The organism is Vitreoscilla stercoraria DSM 513, assembly GCF_000382305.1.
Taxonomy (GTDB): Bacteria; Pseudomonadota; Gammaproteobacteria; order Burkholderiales; family Neisseriaceae; genus Vitreoscilla; species Vitreoscilla stercoraria.
In genome coordinates this window covers 62075-85423 of sequence record NZ_KB908022.1, presented here as the reverse complement: position 1 = coordinate 85423, position 23349 = coordinate 62075, and the positions used below count along the sequence as shown (strand labels likewise).

Annotated in this window: 22 protein-coding genes; 5 read left to right on the top strand and 17 right to left on the bottom strand. The window is 44.1% G+C overall.

Annotation, left to right across the window (positions count from 1 at the left end; genetic code table 11):
* Positions 1-306 precede the first annotated feature (306 nt).
* The 3 genes from adh (at position 307) to H150_RS0104895 (ending at position 2917) form a co-directional block, all read left to right on the top strand.
* Complete coding sequence (gene adh / locus H150_RS0104905; protein WP_019957939.1) at positions 307-1836, top strand: aldehyde dehydrogenase; 1530 nt, start codon at positions 307-309, stop codon at positions 1834-1836.
* Between the two features lie 121 nt (positions 1837-1957).
* Positions 1958-2506 (top strand): hypothetical protein, encoded by a 549-nt coding sequence (locus tag H150_RS0104900; protein WP_019957938.1) that lies wholly within the window; start codon positions 1958-1960, stop codon positions 2504-2506.
* 21 nt (positions 2507-2527) lie between these two features.
* Entirely contained in the window at positions 2528-2917 is a 390-nt protein-coding gene (locus tag H150_RS0104895) for a DUF779 domain-containing protein (protein WP_019957937.1), read from the top strand.
* A gap of 236 nt (positions 2918-3153) precedes the next feature.
* On the opposite strand, the gene H150_RS0104890 is transcribed toward H150_RS0104895, so the two are convergent.
* The 4 genes from H150_RS0104890 to metK form a co-directional block, all read right to left on the bottom strand.
* The gene (locus H150_RS0104890; RefSeq protein ID WP_019957936.1) at positions 3154-3843 is read right to left on the bottom strand and encodes a hypothetical protein; all 690 of its coding nucleotides are present in this window, start codon (positions 3841-3843) and stop codon (positions 3154-3156) included.
* 59 nt (positions 3844-3902) lie between these two features.
* Positions 3903-4598 carry a hypothetical protein gene (locus H150_RS13760; RefSeq protein WP_019957935.1) on the bottom strand — a complete coding sequence of 232 codons (696 nt, stop codon included), beginning with the start codon at positions 4596-4598 and terminating at the stop codon, positions 3903-3905.
* Between the two features lie 151 nt (positions 4599-4749).
* Positions 4750-6066: an MFS transporter gene (locus tag H150_RS0104880; RefSeq protein WP_026353484.1), complete on the bottom strand. Its 1317-nt coding sequence runs from the start codon at positions 6064-6066 to the stop codon at positions 4750-4752.
* A 307-nt stretch (positions 6067-6373) separates the two neighbouring features.
* Positions 6374-7543, bottom strand: coding sequence for a methionine adenosyltransferase (gene metK / locus H150_RS0104875; RefSeq protein ID WP_019957933.1), 1170 nt, complete (start codon positions 7541-7543; stop codon positions 6374-6376).
* Between the two features lie 78 nt (positions 7544-7621).
* Here metK and H150_RS0104870 point away from each other — a divergent pair, with 78 nt between their 5' ends.
* Both H150_RS0104870 and H150_RS0104865 read left to right on the top strand, forming a co-directional pair.
* Positions 7622-8515 (top strand): lysophospholipid acyltransferase family protein, encoded by an 894-nt coding sequence (locus H150_RS0104870; RefSeq protein WP_026353483.1) that lies wholly within the window; start codon positions 7622-7624, stop codon positions 8513-8515.
* A 2-nt stretch (positions 8516-8517) separates the two neighbouring features.
* A complete protein-coding gene (locus tag H150_RS0104865; RefSeq protein ID WP_019957931.1) occupies positions 8518-9390 on the top strand; it encodes a lipid A biosynthesis lauroyl acyltransferase in 873 nt (290 codons plus the stop codon).
* Between the two features lie 104 nt (positions 9391-9494).
* Here H150_RS0104865 and H150_RS0104860 read toward each other — a convergent pair whose 3' ends face one another.
* The 13 genes from H150_RS0104860 to H150_RS0104800 form a co-directional block, all read right to left on the bottom strand.
* Positions 9495-9794 carry a DUF2818 family protein gene (locus tag H150_RS0104860; protein ID WP_019957930.1) on the bottom strand — a complete coding sequence of 100 codons (300 nt, stop codon included), beginning with the start codon at positions 9792-9794 and terminating at the stop codon, positions 9495-9497.
* A gap of 65 nt (positions 9795-9859) precedes the next feature.
* Positions 9860-11314, bottom strand: coding sequence for an NADH-quinone oxidoreductase subunit NuoN (gene nuoN, locus H150_RS0104855; RefSeq protein ID WP_019957929.1), 1455 nt, complete (start codon positions 11312-11314; stop codon positions 9860-9862).
* An 11-nt stretch (positions 11315-11325) separates the two neighbouring features.
* Complete coding sequence (locus H150_RS0104850; RefSeq protein WP_019957928.1) at positions 11326-12822, bottom strand: NADH-quinone oxidoreductase subunit M; 1497 nt, start codon at positions 12820-12822, stop codon at positions 11326-11328.
* Between the two features lie 32 nt (positions 12823-12854).
* On the bottom strand, positions 12855-14882 hold the full coding sequence (nuoL, locus tag H150_RS0104845; RefSeq protein WP_019957927.1) for an NADH-quinone oxidoreductase subunit L: 2028 nt from the start codon (positions 14880-14882) through the stop codon (positions 12855-12857).
* A 27-nt stretch (positions 14883-14909) separates the two neighbouring features.
* Complete coding sequence (gene nuoK / locus H150_RS0104840; RefSeq protein ID WP_019957926.1) at positions 14910-15215, bottom strand: NADH-quinone oxidoreductase subunit NuoK; 306 nt, start codon at positions 15213-15215, stop codon at positions 14910-14912.
* Positions 15212-15853, bottom strand: a complete 642-nt coding sequence (locus H150_RS0104835; RefSeq protein WP_019957925.1) for an NADH-quinone oxidoreductase subunit J — start codon at positions 15851-15853, stop codon at positions 15212-15214. The genes nuoK and H150_RS0104835 overlap by 4 nt, the downstream gene beginning before the upstream one ends.
* A gap of 9 nt (positions 15854-15862) precedes the next feature.
* Positions 15863-16342, bottom strand: a complete 480-nt coding sequence (gene nuoI / locus H150_RS0104830; protein ID WP_019957924.1) for an NADH-quinone oxidoreductase subunit NuoI — start codon at positions 16340-16342, stop codon at positions 15863-15865.
* Between the two features lie 19 nt (positions 16343-16361).
* Positions 16362-17408 (bottom strand): NADH-quinone oxidoreductase subunit NuoH, encoded by a 1047-nt coding sequence (nuoH, locus tag H150_RS0104825; RefSeq protein ID WP_019957923.1) that lies wholly within the window; start codon positions 17406-17408, stop codon positions 16362-16364.
* Positions 17409-17410: 2 nt separating this feature from the next.
* A complete protein-coding gene (gene nuoG / locus H150_RS0104820; protein WP_019957922.1) occupies positions 17411-19699 on the bottom strand; it encodes an NADH-quinone oxidoreductase subunit NuoG in 2289 nt (762 codons plus the stop codon).
* A gap of 29 nt (positions 19700-19728) precedes the next feature.
* A complete protein-coding gene (nuoF, locus tag H150_RS0104815) occupies positions 19729-21024 on the bottom strand; it encodes an NADH-quinone oxidoreductase subunit NuoF (protein WP_019957921.1) in 1296 nt (431 codons plus the stop codon).
* Positions 21024-21503: an NADH-quinone oxidoreductase subunit NuoE gene (gene nuoE / locus H150_RS0104810; RefSeq protein WP_019957920.1), complete on the bottom strand. Its 480-nt coding sequence runs from the start codon at positions 21501-21503 to the stop codon at positions 21024-21026. Before nuoE ends, nuoF begins: the two co-directional genes overlap by 1 nt.
* Complete coding sequence (locus H150_RS0104805) at positions 21503-22756, bottom strand: NADH-quinone oxidoreductase subunit D (protein WP_019957919.1); 1254 nt, start codon at positions 22754-22756, stop codon at positions 21503-21505. Before H150_RS0104805 ends, nuoE begins: the two co-directional genes overlap by 1 nt.
* Positions 22749-23339: an NADH-quinone oxidoreductase subunit C gene (locus tag H150_RS0104800; RefSeq protein WP_019957918.1), complete on the bottom strand. Its 591-nt coding sequence runs from the start codon at positions 23337-23339 to the stop codon at positions 22749-22751. Before H150_RS0104800 ends, H150_RS0104805 begins: the two co-directional genes overlap by 8 nt.
* Positions 23340-23349: the final 10 nt, after the last annotated feature.

The following is a 23349-nucleotide window of genomic DNA, read 5'->3' as shown; positions in this document are numbered from 1 at the left end:
GTGCGACAAAAAACAGGTTAAATTAAGTCAATCATCTGATTTAAAAATCATGAAATCATAATATTGATTGACCCAATGTATTTGAAAAAAATGGATAAAATTCAATGTTGGCTTTATCGAAAACCTTTTAGAACCATCCACCACAAGCTTTAAAAATTCGATATATTGTTTTCACAGATGTCTATTTGCTTCAAATCAATGATTTACTGTTGCACTGCAAAAAGCTTTTGTATTTTCAATATGCTATGTTAATTGCGTCCTGAATGTCATTCAGTCTTGTAAGTTTTCTGTTTTTCGATGAAGGAGATGCACACCATGAAGTATCCCGTACCGAACAGTCCTGACAGCCCCATTCAATTCAAAGCCCAATATGAAAATTACATTGGCGGTCAATGGGTCGCTCCCGTCAAAGGTCAATATTTTGACGACATTTGCCCGATTACAGGCAAAGCCTTTGCTAAAGTCGCCCGCTCCACCAGCGAAGACATCGAATTGGCATTGGATGCGGCTCACGCTGCCAAAGATGCTTGGGGCAAAACCTCAAGCACCGAGCGCAGCAATATTTTGCTCAAAATCGCCGACCGCATGCAAGAGAATTTGGAAAACATTGCCGTCGTTGAAACATGGGAAAATGGCAAACCTGTACGCGAAACTTTGAATGCTGACATTCCTTTGGCGATTGACCATTTCCGTTATTTTGCAGGGGCGGTGCGCGCCCAAGAAGGCGGTATTTCTGAAATTGACCATGATACCGTTGCTTACCATTTTCACGAACCTTTGGGCGTGGTTGGGCAAATCATTCCGTGGAATTTCCCCTTATTGATGGCAGTATGGAAACTCGCGCCTGCTTTGGCGGCGGGTAATTGCGTGGTCTTAAAGCCTGCCGAACAAACACCGATTTCGATTTTATACTTGATGGAATTGATTGGCGATTTGTTGCCTGCGGGAGTTTTGAATGTGGTCAATGGCTTTGGTGTGGAAGCGGGCAAACCCTTGGCCAGCAACAAACGCATCTCTAAAATTGCATTCACAGGCGAAACCACCACAGGCCGCTTGATTATGCAATACGCCACCGAAAACATCATTCCTGTGACACTGGAATTGGGTGGCAAATCGCCGAACATTTTCTTTGCCGATGTGATGGATGAAGACGACGATTATTTGGACAAAGCCATCGAAGGCTTTGTGATGTTTGCCTTGAATCAAGGCGAAGTGTGTACATGTCCATCGCGCGTGTTGATTCAAGAATCGATTTACGACCAATTCATCGAAAAAGCACTTAAGCGGGTGGCTGCGATTAAAGGCGGCGACCCACTCGACACCGATACCATGATTGGTGCGCAAGCGAGTGCCGACCAATTGGAAAAAATCTTGTCGTATTTGGATATCGGCAAACAAGAAGGCGCAGAAGTGTTGGCTGGCGGCCATCAGCGCAAATTGGAAGGTGATTTGGCAGACGGTTTTTATGTAGAACCGACGGTGTTCAAAGGCACCAACAATATGCGCATCTTCCAAGAGGAAATTTTCGGCCCTGTGGTAGCAGTCACCACGTTCAAAGATGCCGACGAAGCTTTGGAAATCGCCAACAATACTTTGTATGGCTTGGGCGCAGGCGTGTGGACACGCAATGGCACGTTGGCTTATCGCATGGGTCGTGGGATTCAAGCAGGACGCGTGTGGACCAACTGCTACCACGCCTACCCTGCTCACGCAGCCTTTGGCGGCTACAAACAATCGGGCATTGGACGTGAAAACCACAAAATGATGCTCGACCATTACCAACAAACCAAATGCTTATTGGTGAGTTATTCTGGCAAAGCCTTAGGCTTTTTCTAAATAAAAATAAGCGTCCTGTAAAGATTACAGGACGCTTATTCATCCAAACAACATATCAAAACACATACAAAATCAATATTTTGCTATAATTTTTCATCATGAATCGTCTTATTGAAAACCAATGAAAATGAAAACTTTAGCCTTAACAGCCTTACTTTTGACCAGCAGCCCATTGGTTTGGAGCCAAGCTTGTGAAATTCCCATGTCACAAATCAATGTAGCAGGCGTGGCTTTGAACGGCTCTTTTGCCCAATTCCAACGCCAACATCCTAGCGCCAAAAAACAAAGTTTTGGCAAGAATGATTTGCGCATTGAGTTTACAAATTCGAATACCGATGCTGCTTTAGAACGCCAAGGTGTCACTTCCGCCATGCACATTGCGCTCAATCCTCGTAACGAGCGGATTGAATCCTATGGATTGAATTTCACCGATGGCAAGTTTGCCACTTTGGACACGCCTTTAGAACACTTTCACCGCCGCTTGTTACAAACATTTCAATTGCCAAAACACGGTTGGAAAAAACACGGTCAAAGTTATGTCTATCGCTGCAATGATTACCACATCGATATCACTCAAGATCATGGCGATGGTCGTCAAACTTTAGGTGCGACCATTTTGGTCATTGGTAAAGATTCTGATATGTTCAAAGACGCCAGCCTCTATAATTGATACTGCAAAGGAAACCTGATCATGAGCCATGCCCGCATTGCCGCAACACCTGCTGCCTTGGATTGGATAGCCAAACTGACTGCCCAACATGGCCCATTAATGTTTCATCAATCGGGTGGCTGTTGTGATGGCAGTGCACCAATGTGTTTTCCTTTGGGGGAATTCAAAGTGGGCGCGGCAGATGTGTGGCTAGGTGATGTGGGCGAGGTGCCGTTTTACATGAGCGTGGCGCAATTTGAATATTGGCAACACACGCATTTGACTTTGGATGTGGTAGAAGGTCGGGGCGCAAGTTTTTCTTTGGAAATTCCTGAAGGCGTGCGTTTTATCATTCGCTCACGCTTGTTTACCGAAGAAGAAACCAAAAAACTCAGCCCCATTCGCACAGGTATTTCTGAAGAACATGGTTAAAACAGGTGCTCATTTCAACATTTCAAATGTGCAATAAAACCAAACCATTAAAGTTTCACGAGGCAAAATGGCTATAAAAACCACTTTATCGTTGGTTTGAATAGCCGTTCGCTTGATTTTAAAATGATTGAGGCGATAAATATGGCAAGCACATTAAGCTTAAACTGCTTGAAATAACTCAGCATCAAAACAAGCGTCCTGTAAACAGTTACAGGACGCTTGTTTAAATTCAAATATTATTTTTGTGCTTTGATGACGCGTTCGTCCACTTTGAACAAACGATCGCCCATCGCTGCAGGCGCAATATTCCAATCGCGGAAGGTTGAATTGCCCTCAGAAACCACTTTTTTGCCATCCACATCAAAACTCAATTGATAAGTGATGCCACCGCCAGAAGTTTCTTTAGGTTGAGGCATTTTCAACTCAGTCACTTTCAACTGTACATTTTTGATTTTGGCATCTTTTTTAATCAATTGCTCGCCACGTGGACGAATTTTGTCTTCTTCTTTGAATTCTCTATTCAAATCAGAAATCAATGCCACGTTCAAAACTTTGACATTGTTAAAATCCATTTTGCCATCCACAACAGGAATGCCAAATGCAGCTTTCACACCACGATGAATCATGCGGTCATCCGCAAATTGACCTTCTTTGTTCTTTTTAGATTCTACCAACACAGAAGCCGTGCGGCTCATGAACATCACACGGTAACCAGGCACTGCTTTTTTGCCTTGACCTGCCAAAATATCATCTACCAACACCGCTTGAGTGGCTTTTTCATCACCCAAAACACGACCTGAAACCTCTTGAATCACCAATGGTTGATTGTCATACGTCAAAGAAACCGTGTCATAAAATGCCATAGCATTCAAAGATGCCAAACCCAAGCTCAAGCCTAAAATGCTGGCCAATACTGATTTTTTCATATACTGTTTTCCATATCAAATAGCGTCCTGTAAATGCTTACAGGACGCTTTAAATACCATTAATTTGCTTTGAATACGTTTTCTTTAGCAGGGAACGCTTTCAAATGTTTTGGCTGACCTTTAGGTTCTACCACTGGGAATACGGTGTTGGCAGACACATCGTATTTGACACCATCAACGACCACGCTCAATTGGTAATTCACACCACCACCCACACGCTCACCTGCCACCAAATTAGGGAAGCTCAAGCTGTTCAATTTGTAAGACAATTGTGACACTTTGCTGTCATTGTTGAATTTTTGCTCACCAGATGGACGGGTATCTTTGTTATTGATGGTGAAAGTTTTGCCATCGTCGCTAATCAAACCCAAGCTCAATACTTTGGCTTCGTTCAATTGCATTTGACCATTTTTCACTGGAATACCGAACAATACTTTGCCGCCACGGTGTACGGTTTTCAAAGCTTCCACGGTGCCATCGTCTTTTTGACGTGCATTGTAAGCAGTTGAAATCGCGCGCGTCATCAACATTACTTTAAAGCCCGGGGTTTTCTTGCCCAAGCCATCGGTAATGTCTTCTACCAACAAAGGTGCAGTATTGTCTGGCGTAGACAAGAAACGCATTGAAGTTTCTGTTACTTGCATGTCTTTGCCATTGATTGAAAACTTGCTTTCATTTGCATAAGAAGATGCCAATACCGCACCGCTTACCAATGTCAAAGTTGCTGCCACTGCACTTTTTGCTAAGAAACTCATAATTTACCTTCCGCATCAAAATTGTGAATAGGTTATTAAATACAAACGAGAATGATTATAATCTATAAATGTCTACATTTGCACATCTATTTTGTATTAAGCGAGCATAAAAAAAGCGACCTGATGGTCGCTTTCTTAAATCATATGATGATTACATTTGATTGTTCACATCTTCTGTTTTGGTTTCTTTCAACAAGAAAAATGCCACCAAAGAAATGAACGATGCAATCGACAAATAATAACCAACATATTCCAAGCCATATGTGGCATTCAATTTCGCTGCGATAAATGGTGCAAACGATGCACCTAAAATACTGGCCAAATTAAATGTCAAAGCAGAACCAGTGTAGCGTACTGAAGTTGGAAAAATTTCAGACAACACCGTACCAATTGGACCGTAAGTCAAACCCATCAAACCCAAACCAATGCACAAAAATGCAATCACTGCCACAGGATTGCCTGAAGCCAACAACGGTTGGAAGAAGAAACCAAATACGATACAAATGGCACATACCAGCATGGATGTGGCTTTGCGACCCATTTTTTCAGCCATGATGGCAGACACAGGAATGAACAAAGCAAAACACAAAATCGCCCACAATTGCCACTCTAAGAACACTGCGCGCGGATAATTGCCACCATCAGGCGAAGTACCCCAAGTCAAAGCATAAACCGTCATTAAGTAAAACAATACGAATGTACAAATACCCGCAATCGTACCCAATACCAAAGTACGGAAATGATTTTTAAACACTTCTGTGAATGGGACTTTCACGTCTTTTTTGCTGTCCAAAACTTTTTGGAATGCTGGCGTTTCATGCAATTTCAAACGAATGTACAAACCCATGAATACCAACAATGCCGAAGCAATGAACGGCACACGCCAGCCCCAAGCAAAAAACTGTTCATCAGTCAAAAAATGACCCAACAATAAAAATGAGCTGGCTGACAAAATAAAACCAATAGGCGCACCCAATTGTGGGTACATACCATACCAAGCACGTTTGCCTTCAGGCGCATTTTCTGTCGCCATCAATACCGCACCACTCCACTCACCACCCAAGCCCAAGCCTTGACCCATGCGACACAAAGCCAATAACAACGGTGCCAAAATGCCCACTTGTGCATACGTTGGTAATAAACCAATGACCACGGTTGAAATACCCATGGTCAACAAAGCCGCTACCAATGTCGCTTTACGACCCACACGGTCACCAAAGTGACCAAAAATTGCCGAGCCAATTGGACGAGCAAAAAAGGCAATCGCAAATGTGGCAAACGATTGCAATAATGCCGAAGTTGGATCACCTTGTTGGAAAAATAATTTTGGGAAAACCAATACTGCCGCAGTGGCATAGATGTAAAAATCGTAAAACTCAATGGTGGTACCAATCAAGCTCGCCATCAAAACCCGAGCTTTGGAGTTTTGAGGCTGCGCCTCTTGTGATTGTGTGGTAGATGCTGACATGAAAACTTCTCTTTCTGCTACATGGTATTTATTATCAGCAATATCATGCCAATTTAAATGCAATAAATCCACACTTTCGCAATATTCATTCACAAGAAAGGTAATTCATTTCAAAATGAATAATTAATTGTAAACAATCTGCCCAAGATTAAAAAAAACTTGGGTTTTGATGGTAAGAATCTGTTTAAAATTAACCATAATTAACAATCTAACCATTTAATACCGCATCACAGTCCTTTACAGGACGCTTCATATGCAAAAAGCCACACTCAAACCGTGTGGCTTTTATACTCAAACAAACTACAGATTACAAACCAGCTGCCGCGCGCAATGCCGCTGCTTTGTCGGTTTTTTCCCAAGTGAATTCAGGTTCTTCACGACCGAAGTGACCATAAGCTGCGGTTTTACGGTAAATCGGACGCAACAAATCCAACATTTTCACAATGCCTTTAGGACGCAAATCAAAATGCTCACGCACCAATTCAATCAAACGTGCTTCAGAAATCACACCAGTACCAAATGTGTCCACACTGATAGAAGTTGGCTCAGCCACACCGATGGCATATGAAACTTGAATTTGACATTGTTTTGCCAAGCCTGCCGCAACAATGTTTTTCGCCACATAACGACCTGCGTAAGCGGCTGAACGGTCTACTTTGGTAGGATCTTTACCTGAGAATGCGCCACCACCGTGAGGTGCCGCACCACCGTATGTATCCACAATAATTTTACGACCTGTTAAACCACAATCGCCTTGAGGACCACCAATCACAAAGCGGCCTGTAGGATTAATCAAGTATTTGGTTTCGTCCGTCAACATATCAGCTGGCAATACAGGCTTGATGATGTGTTCAATCACTGCTTGTTTCAATGTATCGTAATCGATTTCAGGATTGTGTTGCGTTGACAAAACCACGGTGTCGATGCGTTTGACTTGACCTGTTTTTTGGTCATACACCACGGTTAATTGGGCTTTGGCATCAGGACGCAACCAAGGCAATATGCCATTTTTACGCACTTCGCTTTGGCGTTGCATCAAGCGATGAGAATAATAAATAGCAAATGGCATCAAAGTATCGGTTTCATCACACGCATAACCAAACATCAAACCTTGGTCACCCGCGCCTTGGTCCAAATCAATGCCTTCACCTTCGTTCACACCTTGAGCGATATCGGGAGATTGCTGATCGTAACCCACCAAAACCGCACAACCATTGGCATCAAAACCCAATTCAGAGCTGTTGTAACCAATTTCAGTAATGGTCTGACGTGCCACCTTGATATAGTCGACCACTGCTGTGGTGGTCACTTCGCCAGCTAAAACGGCCAAACCTGTGTTCACCAAGGTTTCCGCTGCCACGCGTGCCGTCGGATCTTGTTCTAAAATCGCATCCAAAATCGCATCGGAAATTTGGTCTGCCACTTTGTCTGGATGACCTTCAGAAACCGATTCTGAAGTAAATAAATATTCGCCCATTGTGCTTCTTTCGTATTCAAAAACTGTTAGCTTGCCTGTGTTAAAATGACCACTTTGCTTTTACAAGTGATCACACCCATGCAACTATTGCTTCGGCTGATTTTTCGATTTTTTGCAGCTTTACCACTGCCCATTTTGCATTTTCTCGGAACATTGCTCGGTTCGTTGACTTTTTATGTCAGCGCGAAAACACGCGCCCGCACTCAAGAAAACATCCGCATCAGTCAAATCAATGAAGACTATCAAAGTATTAACTGCCTAGTCAAATCAACACTGCAAGAAACCGCCAAATCGGGTTTGGAATTGCCGATTGCATGGTGTCGTGATTCACAAGATGTGGTCAAATTGTTTCGACAAGTTCACGGTTGGGAACATGTTGAAGCGGCCATTGCCCAAGACAAAGGCTTGCTGTTCATCACGCCTCACATTGGCAGCTATGATTTGGCAGGACGTTTCATTTCTGAACGTTTGCCATTCCCATTGACCGCCATGTACCGACCACCCAAATTGTCATGGCTAGAACCCATCATGCAATCAGGGCGTGAACGCGACCAAGGTCGCACCGCTCCTGCCAATGCTCAAGGGGTCAAAATCATTTTAAAAGCCTTAAAAAATAAAGAAGCCACCATAGTCTTACCCGACCAAGTGCCCACAGGCGGTGATGGTGTTTGGGCTAAGTTTTTTGGTCAAGACGCTTATTCTATGACGCTTGCGGCTCGCCTAGCGCAAATGTCAGATGTCGCCACTTTGTTCTTTGTCGGTGAGCGTTTACCCAACGGCCAAGGCTTTGATTTGCATGTTTATCCTCTAGAAGGCAAGATAGGACGGGATAAATTGGAAAATGTTCAAATAATTAATGACAATGTCGAAAAATTAATTCGCATATTTCCACAACAATATTTATTCAGTTACAACCGTTTTAAAACCCCTGCGGGTGCAGAACCCAAACCTTCAAGCGTCCTGAAAGATTAATTATGCGTGCTGCTTTTGCATTTTTATATGTATTACAACTGCTTCCTATCCAAGCCATTCATTTGTTGGCTCGTGTGGTGGGACGTTTGTGTTATTACTTGGTCAAACCTCGCCGCAAAGTGGGTCAAATCAATTTGGCTAAATGCTATCCTGAACTGTCACAAACCGAGCGTGATCGTATTTTAAAAGACCATTTTTATCACATGGCATGTTTGATTTTGGAATATGGCGTGTGTTGGTATGGCAAAGCTGAGCGCCTGCAACAATTGGTGCGCTATGTGGACAAACACCATTTGGATGAGGTGTTAGAGCGCGGCGAAAAAGTGATTTTGCTATACCCACATTTCACCGCTTTTGAAATGGCAGTATACAAACTTAACCAAGATGTACCTTTGGTCAGCATGTATGGGCATCAAAAAAACCAAGCCTTAGACGAACAAATCCGTGTCGGTCGCCACCGCTTTGACAATGTGTTTTTGGTGGCACGCCAAGAAGGTTTGCGTGGTTTAATCCGCATGATGCGCAAGCGTCCTGATGCACCATTTTTGTATTTGCCTGACCAAGATTTTGGTGCCAAAGACTCCATTTTTGTAGACTTTTTTGGTCAACAAACCGCCACCATCACAGGTTTGTCACGCATTGCACAAATGACAGGCGCCAAAGTTATCCCTGCCATTCCGACGCGTTTAAATGATGGTACGTTTGAATTGCGTTTTTATCCTGCTTGGGAACATTTTCCATCCGAAGATGTGGTGGCTGATACACAGCGGATGAACGATTTTATTGAAGCGCGCGTGCGCGAACAGCCTGCACAATATTTTTGGCTGCACAAACGCTTTAAAACCCGCCCTGAAGGCGAAGCCCATTGGTATTAATCCAAGATGGTATGAAGCTTTAAAAAGCGTCCTGTAAGGTTACAGGACGCTTTTATAATGGATTTCAACAAACCATATAAGCTCACACCGTTTACAGGACACACTCAATCAGGGCTTTTAACATTCCAAAAATAACGCCACACCAAAGCAGGAAATGCCAATACCGCATATAAAGTAATGGCAATCACGAAAAACTCCCAGCCTTGCTGATGTACAGGTCCTGTTTGCGCCTCAAAAACATAAGCCAAAGCAGCGACCAATACCAAACCTGTCATCCATTCCAACACATGATGACCAAAATGTTTACGTGCAACGGTTTTAATGCCAAACCATTTAGTAGTTAAAAATGGACTATTGGCACACACTATGGCAATCAACAGCAAAACCCACATGGCAACTGTCATATTTATTCCTCATACAAAAACGGCAACCTTAAAGGCTGCCGTTTTGTTCAATGCGAAGCTGAGAATTACAAAGTCATTTGCAAAGCGCGTACACACCACTCAACCACTGATGTTGGCAAGATGCCCAACACCAACAAGGCCAAACCGTTCAAGCCCAAGAATACGATGGCATCAGCACGCATATCGCCTTTGATGTCATTTTCTGGTTCGTCAAAATACATCACTTTAACCACGCGCAAGTAATAGAATGCGCCAATCAATGACATCACTACTGCAAATACAGCCACCCACAAGTAAGCGCCGCCAGTAGCAACCAAAGCTTGCAACACGCTTAATTTGGCGTAAAAACCCATTAATGGTGGGATACCTGCCATAGAGAACATCGCCAACAACATCATCAATGCCAAGAATGGGCTTTTTTGGTTCAAACCAGCCAAATCGCTGATTTTTTCGCATTCATGTTCTTTGTTAGACAAAGCCATCAACACGCCAAATGCTACCAAACCAGTCAACATGTAAACAATGCTGTAATACAAAGCCGCTGCATAACCACCGTTTTGGAAGCCGCCCAAGAAGGCCAACATCACAAAACCCATGTGCGAAACGGTTGAGTAAGCCAACATACGTTTGATGTTGGTTTGCATGATGGCTGCCAAGTTACCGACGAACAATGAAGCCACCGCCAACAAAGCAAACATTTGGCTCCAGTCTTCAGCCAATGTTGGCAAGCCAGTACCGACAATACGGAATGCAAACACAGTCGCTGCAATTTTAGGTGCAGAACCGATAAAAGCAGTCACTGCAGTTGGTGCACCTTCGTAAACGTCTGGTACCCACATGTGGAATGGTACCACGCCCAATTTGAACGCCACGCCTACCACGATGAAGATTAAGCCCAAAGTCATCAACCAAGGGTTAACATCGCTACCTTGCAATGCGCCCAATACCGCATTCAATTGCAAATGACCCGTTGCGCCATATACAAACGAAATACCGTATAACAACAAACCAGAAGCCAAAGCACCCAATACAAAGTATTTTAAGGCCGCTTCAGTCGCTTGCAAGTTGTCACGACGCAAAGCCACCATCGCATACATCGCCAACGACAACAATTCCAAACCCACATACAAGGTCAAGAAGTGGTTCGCTGACACCATGATGTTCATGCCCAACAAGGCGAACAAGGTCAAGGTGTAAAACTCACCTTTGAAGATGTCACGGTTGGCCAAGTAATTGCGGCTGTAAATGAACACTAAAAACACGCCCAAATACATCATCAATTTGGCAACTTGAGAAATGCCGTCGTTCACAAACAAGTTGTTAAACGCTTCAGCAGGTTGACCTTGCCATATTGCCAACTGAACCGCTGCAACCAAAGCCACACTCACCAAGCTCAAAGCGTAAGTGATGCCACGTTGGCGGTCTGTCAAAAACAAGTCAACCAGCAACACTACACCCAAAGCACACAAGAGTGTGATTTCAGGTATAGCGGGAGTTAAATTTAATTCTGCCCAATTCATTCAATACGTCCTTAAATTTTGCTTTGTGCGACTTGTTCAATTAAGGTATTGGCCGCTTGATGCACTACCGCAATAAACGGCTCAGGATAAATACCCATTCCCAATACAGCCGCAGCCAAAATCGATAAGATCAGCAATTCACGACCATTGACGTCTTTTAACTGACGCACTTCTTCGTTGGCAATCGCACCAAAAATCACACGTTTGTACATCCACAAAGTATAAGCAGCACCGAAAATCAAAGTGGTGGCAGCCAACATACCTACCCAGAAGTTGTACTCGGTCGCACCCATGATGACCATGAATTCACCGATGAAACCAGACGTAGCAGGCAAGCCTGCATTGGCCATGGCAAACAACATCATGAACGCAGCAAATTTAGGCATGGTGTTCACAACACCACCGTAATCGGCAATATTACGTGTGTGCATGCGGTCATACATCACACCGATACACATAAACATTGCAGCAGATACGAAGCCGTGAGAAATCATTTGCATGATGGCGCCTTTCAAGCCCCAATCATTCAAGTAACCGTTCACAAACAAGAACATACCCAAAGTTACAAAACCCATGTGGCTAATCGAAGAATAAGCCACCAATTTTTTCATATCGGTTTGTACCAAAGCCACCATACCCACATACACCACAGCAATCAAAGACAACACAATGATGACAGGAGCAAAGAAACGTGCAGCATCAGGAACGATAGGCAATATAAAACGCAAGAAACCATACGCACCGATTTTCAATGTGATTGCAGCCAATACCATAGAACCACCAGTAGGTGCTTCCACGTGAGCATCAGGCAACCAAGTGTGTACAGGCCACATTGGTACTTTTACTGCAAACGACATGAAGAATGCGATGAAAATCAAAATTTGCGTGGTTTGTGCAATTTGTGGAATGGCTTGCATGTCCAAGATGGCGAAACTGCCTGCCATGCGTGACAAGTAAACCAAAGCCACCAACATCAACAACGAACCCAACAAAGTGTACAAGAAGAATTTGATCGAAGCGTAAACACGACGAGCACCACCCCATACACCGATGATTAAGTACATCGGAATCAACATGCCCTCAAAGAACACATAGAATAAAATGGCATCCAACGCTGCAAACGCACCGTTAATCAAACCAGACATGATTAAGAACGCAGCAAAATACTGTGCAGGTTGTTTTTGAATCACCTGCCAGCCAGCCATTACAACCAAAATGGTTGTAAACGCATTCAAAATCACAAACAAAACAGAAATACCATCAACACCCAAATGGTAGTTCAAACCCAATGCTGGAATCCAGCTGGCAAACTCGACAAACTGCATGCCACCATTCAAACGGTCGAAACCGCTGAATAGAGGCAAGGTCACCAAGAAACCAGCAATGGCTCCCACCAAGGCTACCCAGCGCGCAATATTGGCGCGCGCGCCATTTGAGCCAACCAACGCCACGATGATACCAGCGATGATGGGAACCCAAATTGCCAAACTTAGTAAATGATCTAACATATTATTAGCCTAAATAACCCAATTCAAATTGATTAACCCAAAATCAATGGTTTCAACCAGTACACAGCCAATACCAACACACCGAATACCATGGCTGTTGCGTAGGTATAAACAAAACCGGTTTGGAAACGACGTACACCGCTGGCAATCAAGCCCACTAATTTGGCACTGCCATTTACGATGCAGTTGTCAATCAAGAAGCTGTCGCCTACTTTCCAGAACAAAGTACCCAAAGCACGTGAACCTTTGGCAAACACTGCAAAATAGATATCGTCCAAGAAATATTTGTTTTCCAACAATTTGTAAATTGGCTGAATATTGCTAACAATTTTGGCAGGAATGTGTGGCGCTTTGATATACAAGAACCAAGCTGTCAAAACACCCAAAGCTGACAAAATCACGGGTAATGCCAACAAACCATGCAAAGTCATTGCCCACCAACCGTGGAAATGCTCTGCCATCACACCCATTGCAGGATGTGCTTCCAAGTTGTTGTAAATTACACCTTTAAAGAAATCGCCATACACAAAATGGTCAATCAAGTAACCTGCCAACACAGATGGAATCGCTAACAATACCAATGGCAATGTCACAACCCATGGGCTTTCGTGTGGGTTTTGATCTGGTGTCAAACCATGATGGTGACCGTGGTCATCATGATGATCATGGTGGTCAGCTTTGTGTTCGCGCCAACGCTCTTTGCCCCAGAAAACCATGAAATATTGACGGAAACAGTACAAAGCAGTCACAAACACAGAAATGATCAACGCAACATAAGCAAAACCTGCTGCTGGCAAAGTCGATGCATGCACCGCTTCAATAATCGAATCTTTTGAATAGAAACCTGAGAAAAACGGTGTACCAATCAAAGCCAATGAACCTAGCAACATGGTAATGTGGGTAATTGGCATGTATTTACGCAAGCCACCCATGTTACGCATGTCTTGATCGTGGTGCATACCAATGATCACAGAACCTGCCGCTAAGAACAACAATGCTTTAAAGAATGCATGCGTCATCACGTGGAACATTGCGATTGAATAAGCAGAAACGCCCAAAGCAACCGTCATGTAACCCAATTGTGACAATGTAGAGTAAGCCACTACACGTTTGATATCGGTTTGAATCAAACCTAAGAAACCCATGAACAACGCAGTAATCGAACCAATCACAATGATGGTATTCAATGCCACAGTCGACATTTCATACAATGGTGACATACGTGACACCATGAAGATGCCTGCCGTTACCATCGTTGCCGCGTGAATCAATGCCGAAATTGGCGTTGGGCCTTCCATTGAGTCTGGCAACCAAACATGCAATGGAAACTGTGCAGATTTACCCATCGCACCAACAAATAACAACAAGCAAGTCACAGTCATCAAAGACCATTCCACACCTGGAATCAATTGAATAGTTGCATCTTTCAATGCAGGCGCTGCGGCAAACACATCACCGTAGTGCAAGCTGCCACCGAAGTAAGCCAATACCAAAGCAATACCCAAAACAAAGCCAAAGTCACCAACACGGTTAACCAAGAATGCTTTCAAGTTGGCGAAAATTGCCGTATCACGATTGAAGTAAAAACCAATCAACAAATAAGACACCAAACCTACAGCTTCCCAACCGAAGAACAACTGTACAAAGTTGTTACTCATCACCAACATCAACATTGAGAATGTAAACAATGAAATGTAAGAGAAAAAGCGTTGGTAGCCATCATCTTCGCTCATATAGCCAATGGTATAAATGTGTACCATCAAAGATACGCTCGTTACCACCACCAACATCAACGCAGTCAAACTGTCTACTAAAAAGCCAATGCCAAAATCAATACCACCCATGGTCAACCATGTGTAGAGGTTTTGGTCAAAGACTTGACCTTTGCCTGTCCAGAAGTCGTACAAGACGTCACAAGACAGCACAAATGAAATGGCCACGCCCAAAATCGTCACGATATGGGCACCTTTGCGGCCGATTGCCTTGCCAAAGATACCCGCCAGTATCGAACCTACCAGCGGGGCAAGGGCAATCACTAAATATAAACTCATTTTATCCATAATGATTGATTTCTTCTTGGGTGAATGTTAGCCCTTCAGGCTGTCCAAATCTCGTACGTTAATGCTTTGACGATTACGGTAAATCAATACCAAAATAGCCAAACCAATTGCAGCTTCTGCCGCAGCCACAGTCAAGATGAAAAATACGAACACTTGACCTGCAATGTCGCCGAGATACTGTGAAAAAGCCACAAAGTTAAAATTCACCGCCAACAACATCAACTCAATCGACATCAAGATGACCAAGACGTTTTTACGGTTCATGAAAATACCCATGGCGCTGACGCCAAACAACAAGGCACCTAAAACTAGATAATGAGTAATCGAAATCATGATTTCACCTCTGTGTTGTCTGCGTCTGCTTCTGCCGCATCTTCGACTTGTGGCTTCATTTTAACCAAACGCATACGATCTTTGGCTTGTACTTTAACTTGATCAGCTGGATCAATATAACGTGGATTTTTGTTTGGACGATGGGTCAATGCAATCGCAGCAACCATACCCAATACCAACAATACCGCCGCCAATTCAAATGGCAACAAGTAAGTGGTGTACATTTCACGGCCTAATTCACGAACATTGCTGTAATCAGCAGGAATGGTTTCCATCGCACCAAATGCAGCCAAATTGGTTTTAGGATCAATCAATGCCAAAATCAACACGATGGCCAATAAAGCACCTACCGTACCTGATACTGGCAAGTTTTTCCAAAAACCCGCTCGCATTTCTTCGACGTCGATGTTCAGCATCATCACCACAAAGAGGAACAACACCATCACCGCACCGACATAAACCAATACCAATACAATGCCCAAGAATTCGGCCTGCATTAGCATCCACAACAACGCACTGGTACAGAAGGTCAATACCAAGTACAAGGTTGCATGAACTGGACTTTTGGTAGTGACAGTTTGCACCGCACCGAACAAAACCACAGCTGCAAAAATATAAAATAAGACTGTTTGAAACATGATCTTCCCTTAACGATATGGCGCGTCAGCTGCTTTGCGTTGGGCAATCTCTTCTTCATAGCGATCACCTACTGCTAACAACATCGGTTTGGTGTAATACAAATCACCGCGTTTTTCACCATGGTATTGAAGGATGTGCGTCTCAACAATTGCATCCACTGGACAAGCTTCTTCACAGAAACCGCAGAAAATACATTTGGTCAAGTCGATGTCGTATTGAGTGGTACGGCGTGTACCATCTTCACGTTTTTCTGACTCAATCGAAATGGCCATGGCAGGACAAACCGCCTCACACAATTTACATGCAATACAACGTTCCTCACCATTTGGATAACGACGTTGTGCATGCAAACCACGGAAACGAACTGACTGTGGCGTGGTTTCTTCAGGGAACATCAAAGTCAATTTCGGTGAAAAGAAGTTTTTCAACGTAATCGACATACCCTTGAGAAGCTCTGTCAATAAAAATGATTTAACTAAATTAGCCATTGCTCTACTCTCTTATTCCTTACCACAGTGACCATGGAGAAATCATCCATGCGCCCAACAAAATGACCGCCACTAAAGTTACAGGAATGAATACTTTCCAACCCAAACGCATGATTTGGTCGTAACGGTAACGCGGGAAGGTTGCACGGAACCATAAGAAGCTGTACAAAACCATCGCCATTTTGATGAACATCCATACAGGACTGGCAGCACCAATAATGCCCCAACTTGCTGGGAATGGAGACAACCAACCGCCTAAGAACAACAAAGCAGTTAAAGCTGCAATCAAAATCATGTTGATGTATTCAGCCAAGAAGAACAAGGCAAATGCCATGCCTGAGTATTCAACGTGGAAACCTGCCACAATCTCAGACTCACCTTCGGCCACGTCAAATGGTGCACGGTTGGTCTCGGCGACACCTGAAATCAAATACACCACAAACAATGGGAATAAAGACAACCAGTTCCAAGACAATACTGAACCACCTGCAATGCCTTGACCTTGTTGGTTCACAATCTCCACAAAGTTCAAGCTGCCTGTAACCATCACCACACCAACCAATGCAAAACCCATTGCGATTTCATAAGAGATGATTTGCGCAGAAGAACGCATTGCACCCAAGAAACCGTATTTAGAGTTAGATGCCCAACCTGCGATAATCACACCATAGACACCGAAAGAGGTGATAGCCATGATATAAAGTAAACCTGCATCTACATTGGTCAAAAACCAATCTGGTGAAAATGGAATCACTGCCCAAGCGGCAAATGCTGGCATCAATGACAACACTGGCGCCAACAAGAACAAACCTTTATTAGCCAAAGTTGGGCGAATGATTTCTTTCATCAACAATTTCACCACGTCGGCAAAAGGCTGAATCAAACCAAACGGACCAGTCACATTTGGACCCACGCGCAATTGCATGAAACCAATGACTTTACGTTCAAAATACGTCATATAGGCAACGCACAAAATCAGCGGTGCCAAAATGATGACGATTTTAGCCAACGATGAAACCACAAAGCCCCAAGTTGGACCTAATAAACCAATAAACCAAGCTTCCATGATTATCCTCTAACCAATTCAATTGTGTTCATCATGGCACCCAACGCTTTGTTTTGTGGATGTAATGTCAAAGACACCACATTTTCAGCCACGCTTGCATCTGCTTGCAATGCCACAATCACTTGTGCTTGAGCCGATTTCACCACAGCTTGTGCAGCATCACTCAATTGCAATGCCGCCAAAGTATTTGGATGAACCAAAGCCGTTGGCACTTGTGCGTGCACTGTTGCTTGCAATGGCAATGAGCGACGTACCACAGAATCAGTTTGGTAAATGCCCACACCACCCACACGAACCAAAGAAGCGGCCTGTAAAGTTTGTACAGGATTCACTTGTTTCACTTGGTTGTTCAATTGACTGGCGATAGTATCGCTGTTCAAACCAGAACGTACCAAAACTTCTTCGCTAGAGGTGTAATCAAAACCTTTTAAACCCAACTGATTGCCCAATACACGCAAGACTTTCCAAGTTGGACGAGATTGTGCGTAAGCTTTCACCACACCATGGAAACTTTGCAAACGACCTTCCATGCTAACAAAGCTGCCTGAAGTTTCTGTTGATGGCGCCACAGGTAACATCACATCAGCCACTTCACGCAAAGCTTCACTTTGATAAGGTGTCAAAGCAATCACAGTTTGTGCTTTTAACAATGCTTGGCGAGTCGCCTCACTACCAGCCCAATCCATATCAGGTTCGATGTTGAGCAACATCACCGCTTTTTGGCTGCCATTCAAAGCACTAACAGGATTCACTGCACCTGCTTTGGCTTTAAAGCCTAACAAGTCAGCACCCACGCTGTTTGCAGCTTGTGGCAATAAACCCAAAGTAGCACCTGTTGCTTGTGCCAAGCTTTGAGCTGCGGCATAGATTTGCGCAAACTGTGGATGGTTCATGGCTTCAGCACCCAAAACGATGCTGACTTTTTCACCATCCAACAATTGTTTGGCTGTACTCAAAATGAATTCTGAAGCATCTGCAGCTGGTGCCGCCAATTGAGCCAAAACATCCACCCAAGCGTAAGGATGCGATACTTGTTGAGCAGCTGGCATGCGCAATACTTGCTCTGCCGAACCCAACACGCTCAAGCTCATACCTTCTTTAACCGCTGCACGAATGCGAGCTGTCAATAAAGGTTGCTCTTGACGCAAATCTGCACCGACTACCAATACGGCATCGCTGGCTGCAAAATCAACCAAGCTTTGACCCAACCACAATGCGCCTTGTTGGGCAGCATCTAAATTGAAGTCTTGTTGACGCATGCGTGTGTCAATACTGTTCACACCTAAGCCTTGCGCCAATTGTTTGGCCAAATACAAATCTTCTACTGTGCTATTGGCATTGGCGAAAATCGATATTGCATCAGCACCATGATCGGCAGAAACGCCACGCAAACCTTTGGCAACGTATTCCAACGCAGTTGACCAATCGGTTTCATGCCATTCACCACCATGTTTAATCATTGGAACACCCAAACGATCAGCATGATTCAAGCCTTCGTAAGCAAAGCGGTCACGGTCTGACAACCAGCATTCGTTCACAGCTTCATTTTCCAAAGGCAAGACACGACGTACCACATGAGATTTCACTTGAACAATCAAGTTAGAACCCAAAGCGTCATGTGCCGAAATCGATTTACGACGTGACAATTCCCAAGAACGAGCGTCATAACGGAATGGTTTGCTGGTCAAAGCGCCTACTGGGCACAAATCAATGACGTTGCCTGACAACTCTGTTTCCAAAGTCGCGCCACGCATCGGCTCAATCGTTGAGAACTCACCGCGATTGGTCATTGCCAATTCTTGCCAGCCTGCCACTTCATCAGTAAAGCGCACACAACGGGTACAGTGAATACAACGTGACATCTCAGCAGCAGACACCAATGGACCCATGTCTTTGCCAACAACAGAACGTTTGTCTTCTTCGTAGCGACTGCTGGTTTTACCATAGCCTACAGACAAGTCTTGTAATTGACACTCACCACCTTGGTCGCAAATTGGGCAATCCAATGGGTGGTTAATCAACAAGAATTCCATCACGCCTTTTTGCGCATCTTTCGCCACTTTCGATTGCGTGAATACTTTCATGCCATCGGTCACTGGCGTTGCACAAGCTGGCAACGGTTTGCGTTGTTTTTCAACTTCTACCAAGCACATGCGGCAGTTGGCAGCAACTGATAATTTTTTGTGGTAGCAAAAATGCGGAATATAGGTACCGGATTTCAAAGCAGCTTCAATAACTGTGCTGCCCTGCTCTACCGATAATTCCTTACCATCAATTTCAATCTGTAACATATATTAGGTAATCCTATTTCACACGGGCCTTAGCACCATTCGTGGTTGCATTTACACTTTTTGTGTTCAATGTGGTATTCAAACTCATCACGGAAATGCTTCATCATGCCTTGAACTGGCATCACAGCAGCATCCGCCAAAGCACAAATGGTTTTACCCGCCATTTGATTACCCACTGAATCCAACAAAGCCAAATCTTCAGGACGGCCTTCACCATTTTCAATTCGATGAACAATGCGATACAACCAACCTGTGCCTTCACGGCAAGGGGTACATTGACCACAAGATTCTTCAAAATAAAAATAAGACAAACGTTCCAAAGCCTTCACCATGCAAACGTCTTCACCCATCACAATCACGGCACCAGAACCCAACATCGAGCCTGCTTTGGCAATCGAATCGTAATCCATATTGGTTTGCATCATCACATCACCTGGAATCACAGGAGAAGATGAACCGCCCGGAATCACAGCTTTCAATTTGCGACCATCTTTCATGCCACCACACATCTCTAACAACACAGAAAATGGTGTACCCAATGGCACTTCATAGTTGCCTGGACGCTCAACGTGGCCTGAAACCGAGAACAATTTGGTACCGAAGTTGTTTTCCAAACCAAATTGATTGAAGCTGCCTGAACCATCACGAACGATGAATGGCACAGAAGCAAATGTTTCGGTATTGTTGATGGTGGTTGGTTTGCCATACAAACCAAATGAAGCAGGGAATGGTGGTTTGAAACGTGGTTGGCCTTTTTTACCTTCTAAAGATTCCAACAATGCCGTTTCTTCACCACAAATGTAAGCGCCATAACCATGGTGAGCATACAATTCAAAGCTGAACTCTGAACCCAAAATGTTTTTGCCTAAGAAACCCGCAACGCGTGCTTGCTCCAAGGCTTCTTCAAAGCGCTCATAGTCTTCAAAGATTTCACCGTGAACATAGTTGTAACCTGCAACCGCACCCATTGCAAAACCGGCAATGATCATGCCTTCAATCAAGGCATGTGGGTTGTATTTCATGATATCACGGTCTTTGAACGTACCTGGCTCACCTTCGTCTGTATTACAAACGACGTATTTTTCACCAGGGAACGAACGCGGCATGAAACTCCATTTCAGGCCGGTTGGGAAACCTGCACCACCACGACCACGTAAACCTGAAGCTTTCACTTCAGAAATCACGTCGTCTTGAGTCATGCCGGTACTCAACAATTTTTTCAAGCCCTCATAACCACCGCGAGCAACATATGATTCCAAAGTCCAACAGTTAGGATCTTGAGTATCAACGCCATTGAAAATCACACCAGATTTAAAAATAGCCATTACTTCACACCCCACTCTGCCAATTTTGCATCAATTGCGTCTTTGGTCATGAAGCTGCACATTTTGTGATTGTTTACAATCAACACTGGCGCATCACCGCAAGCACCCATGCATTCGCCTTCTACCAAAGTGAATTTGCCATCAGCTGAGGTTTCACCATAGCCAATGCCCAATTTCTCTTTCAAATACTCACCAGCAGCCATACCGCCACGCAAAGCGCACGGCAAATTGGTACACACAGTAATTTTTTGTGCGCCAACAGGTTTCAGGTCGTACATATTGTAGAAAGTCGCCACTTCCAAAGCCTGAGCTGCAGGAATGCCTACATATTCAGCCACGTAGTCGATGGTTTCAACAGACAAATAGCCCAATTCTACTTGCGCAATGCGCAATGCACCCATAATGGCAGAACGATTGCGTTCTTTCGGGTATTTGGCCAATTCAAAGTCAATTTGTTTTAACGATTCAGCTGACAACATTATCGGTCAACCTCCCCAAATACGATGTCTTGGGTACCGATAATCGCCACCACGTCAGAAATCATGTGACCGCGTGACATCTCATCAATACCTTGCAAGTGTGCAAAACCAGGTGCACGGATTTTTAAACGGTATGGTTTGTTAGCGCCATCAGACACCACATACACACCAAACTCACCTTTAGGATGTTCAGTACCCACATAAATCTCGCCTTCAGGAATGTGCATGCCTTCGGTAAAGAATTTAAAGTGGTGAATCAACTCTTCCATGTTTTCTTTCATCGAAACACGGCTAGGCGGCGCAAATTTATGGTCTTGGGTAATCACAGGACCTGGGTTTGCACGCAACCATTGGATACACTGTTTGATGATTTTGTTAGATTCGCGCATTTCTTGGATACGGCACAAGTAACGGTCGTAACAATCACCATTAACACCTACAGGAATGTCGAAATCCATATTGGCATAAACATCGTAAGGTTGCGTTTTACGCACATCCCATTCAATGCCAGAACCACGCAACATCACGCCCGTGAAACCTTTGTTCAAAGCACGTTCAGGCGTTACCACACCAATATTCACCAAACGCTGCTTCCAAATACGGTTGTCGGTCAACAAGTTTTCATACTCGTCCACACACGCTGGGAAACGGTTGGTAAAGTCTTCGATGAAATCTAACAAAGAGCCTTCACGCGCTTGGTTCATTTGTTTCAATTGCTTGGCACTGTGGAATTTGTTGCTTTCATACTTAGGCATGAAATCAGGCAAATCACGGTACACACCACCTGGACGGAAATAAGCGGCATGTAAACGTGCGCCAGAAACAGCCTCGTACATGTCCATCAAATCTTCGCGTTCACGGAAGCAATACAAAATCACCGTCATCGCGCCCACGTCCAAACCTTGTGCACCAATATTCATCAAATGGTTCAAGATACGGGTGATTTCAGCAAACATCACACGGATGTATTGCGCACGAATTGGCACTTCAATGCCAGCCATTTTTTCAATCGCCAAGCAATAAGCTTGTTCATTACACATCATCGATACATAGTCCAAGCGGTCCATGTATGGTAAGTTTTGAATGAAAGTGCGGGTTTCGGCTAATTTTTCAGTACCACGGTGCAACAAACCGATGTGCGGATCCGCACGAACGATCGTTTCACCTTCTAGTTCCAAAATCAAACGCAACACACCGTGCGCAGACGGGTGTTGTGGGCCGAAGTTAATGGTGTAATTTCTAAGTTTAGCCACCGTACTGCTCCTCTCGAACGATGCGTGGGGTAATCTCACGCGGCTCAATGGTTACAGGTTGGTAAACCACACGTTCTTGTTCTTGATCGTAAATCACTTCTACGTAACCTGAGATAGGGAAATCTTTGCGGAATGGATGACCCACAAAACCATAATCGGTCAAAATGCGACGCAAGTCAGGATGGTTGTTGAACAAAATGCCATACAAATCGAAGGCTTCACGTTCATACCAATCTGCTGAGTTGTAAATGGCAGTCACCGAATCCACGATAGGCAAATCATCGTCTTCAGCAAAGACTTTCACGCACAAACGCTGATTCAAAGCCACAGACAATAATTGAGACACCGCTGCAAAGCGGAAACCATCCCAAGCTTCTTCACGGTATTGGCTGTAATCCATACCGCACAAATCAATCAATTGCTCAAATTGCAATTTTGGATGGTCACGCAAAATTTGCATCACATCCAAATAATCAGCAGCACGACATTCAATCGTCACACGACCCAAATCAGCCTTCATGTGGCTGATTTTTTCGCCCAACGCTTCTTTTAAGGCGGCCTGTAAAGTTTCTAATTTCGTCATACGTCTGCCT

Bases quoted from the DNA above. Each gene is read 5' to 3' on its own strand.
- adh (WP_019957939.1), top strand. From the start codon at position 307: ATGCACACCATGAAGTATCCCGTACCGAACAGTCCTGACAGCCCCATT.
- H150_RS0104835 (WP_019957925.1), bottom strand. From the start codon at position 15,853: ATGTTTCAAACAGTCTTATTTTATATTTTTGCAGCTGTGGTTTTGTTC.
- nuoE (WP_019957920.1), bottom strand. From the start codon at position 21,503: ATGTTGTCAGCTGAATCGTTAAAACAAATTGACTTTGAATTGGCCAAA.
- H150_RS0104900 (WP_019957938.1), top strand. From the start codon at position 1,958: ATGAAAATGAAAACTTTAGCCTTAACAGCCTTACTTTTGACCAGCAGC.
- nuoH (WP_019957923.1), bottom strand. From the start codon at position 17,408: ATGGAAGCTTGGTTTATTGGTTTATTAGGTCCAACTTGGGGCTTTGTG.
- nuoN (WP_019957929.1), bottom strand. From the start codon at position 11,314: ATGAATTGGGCAGAATTAAATTTAACTCCCGCTATACCTGAAATCACA.
- metK (WP_019957933.1), bottom strand. From the start codon at position 7,543: ATGGGCGAATATTTATTTACTTCAGAATCGGTTTCTGAAGGTCATCCA.
- H150_RS13760 (WP_019957935.1), bottom strand. From the start codon at position 4,598: ATGAGTTTCTTAGCAAAAAGTGCAGTGGCAGCAACTTTGACATTGGTA.
- H150_RS0104865 (WP_019957931.1), top strand. From the start codon at position 8,518: ATGCGTGCTGCTTTTGCATTTTTATATGTATTACAACTGCTTCCTATC.
- nuoK (WP_019957926.1), bottom strand. From the start codon at position 15,215: ATGATTTCGATTACTCATTATCTAGTTTTAGGTGCCTTGTTGTTTGGC.
- H150_RS0104890 (WP_019957936.1), bottom strand. From the start codon at position 3,843: ATGAAAAAATCAGTATTGGCCAGCATTTTAGGCTTGAGCTTGGGTTTG.
- nuoG (WP_019957922.1), bottom strand. From the start codon at position 19,699: ATGTTACAGATTGAAATTGATGGTAAGGAATTATCGGTAGAGCAGGGC.
- H150_RS0104860 (WP_019957930.1), bottom strand. From the start codon at position 9,794: ATGACAGTTGCCATGTGGGTTTTGCTGTTGATTGCCATAGTGTGTGCC.
- H150_RS0104880 (WP_026353484.1), bottom strand. From the start codon at position 6,066: ATGTCAGCATCTACCACACAATCACAAGAGGCGCAGCCTCAAAACTCC.
- nuoF (WP_019957921.1), bottom strand. From the start codon at position 21,024: ATGGCTATTTTTAAATCTGGTGTGATTTTCAATGGCGTTGATACTCAA.
- H150_RS0104870 (WP_026353483.1), top strand. From the start codon at position 7,622: ATGCAACTATTGCTTCGGCTGATTTTTCGATTTTTTGCAGCTTTACCA.
- H150_RS0104850 (WP_019957928.1), bottom strand. From the start codon at position 12,822: ATGTTAGATCATTTACTAAGTTTGGCAATTTGGGTTCCCATCATCGCT.
- nuoL (WP_019957927.1), bottom strand. From the start codon at position 14,882: ATGGATAAAATGAGTTTATATTTAGTGATTGCCCTTGCCCCGCTGGTA.
- nuoI (WP_019957924.1), bottom strand. From the start codon at position 16,342: ATGGCTAATTTAGTTAAATCATTTTTATTGACAGAGCTTCTCAAGGGT.
- H150_RS0104800 (WP_019957918.1), bottom strand. From the start codon at position 23,339: ATGACGAAATTAGAAACTTTACAGGCCGCCTTAAAAGAAGCGTTGGGC.
- H150_RS0104895 (WP_019957937.1), top strand. From the start codon at position 2,528: ATGAGCCATGCCCGCATTGCCGCAACACCTGCTGCCTTGGATTGGATA.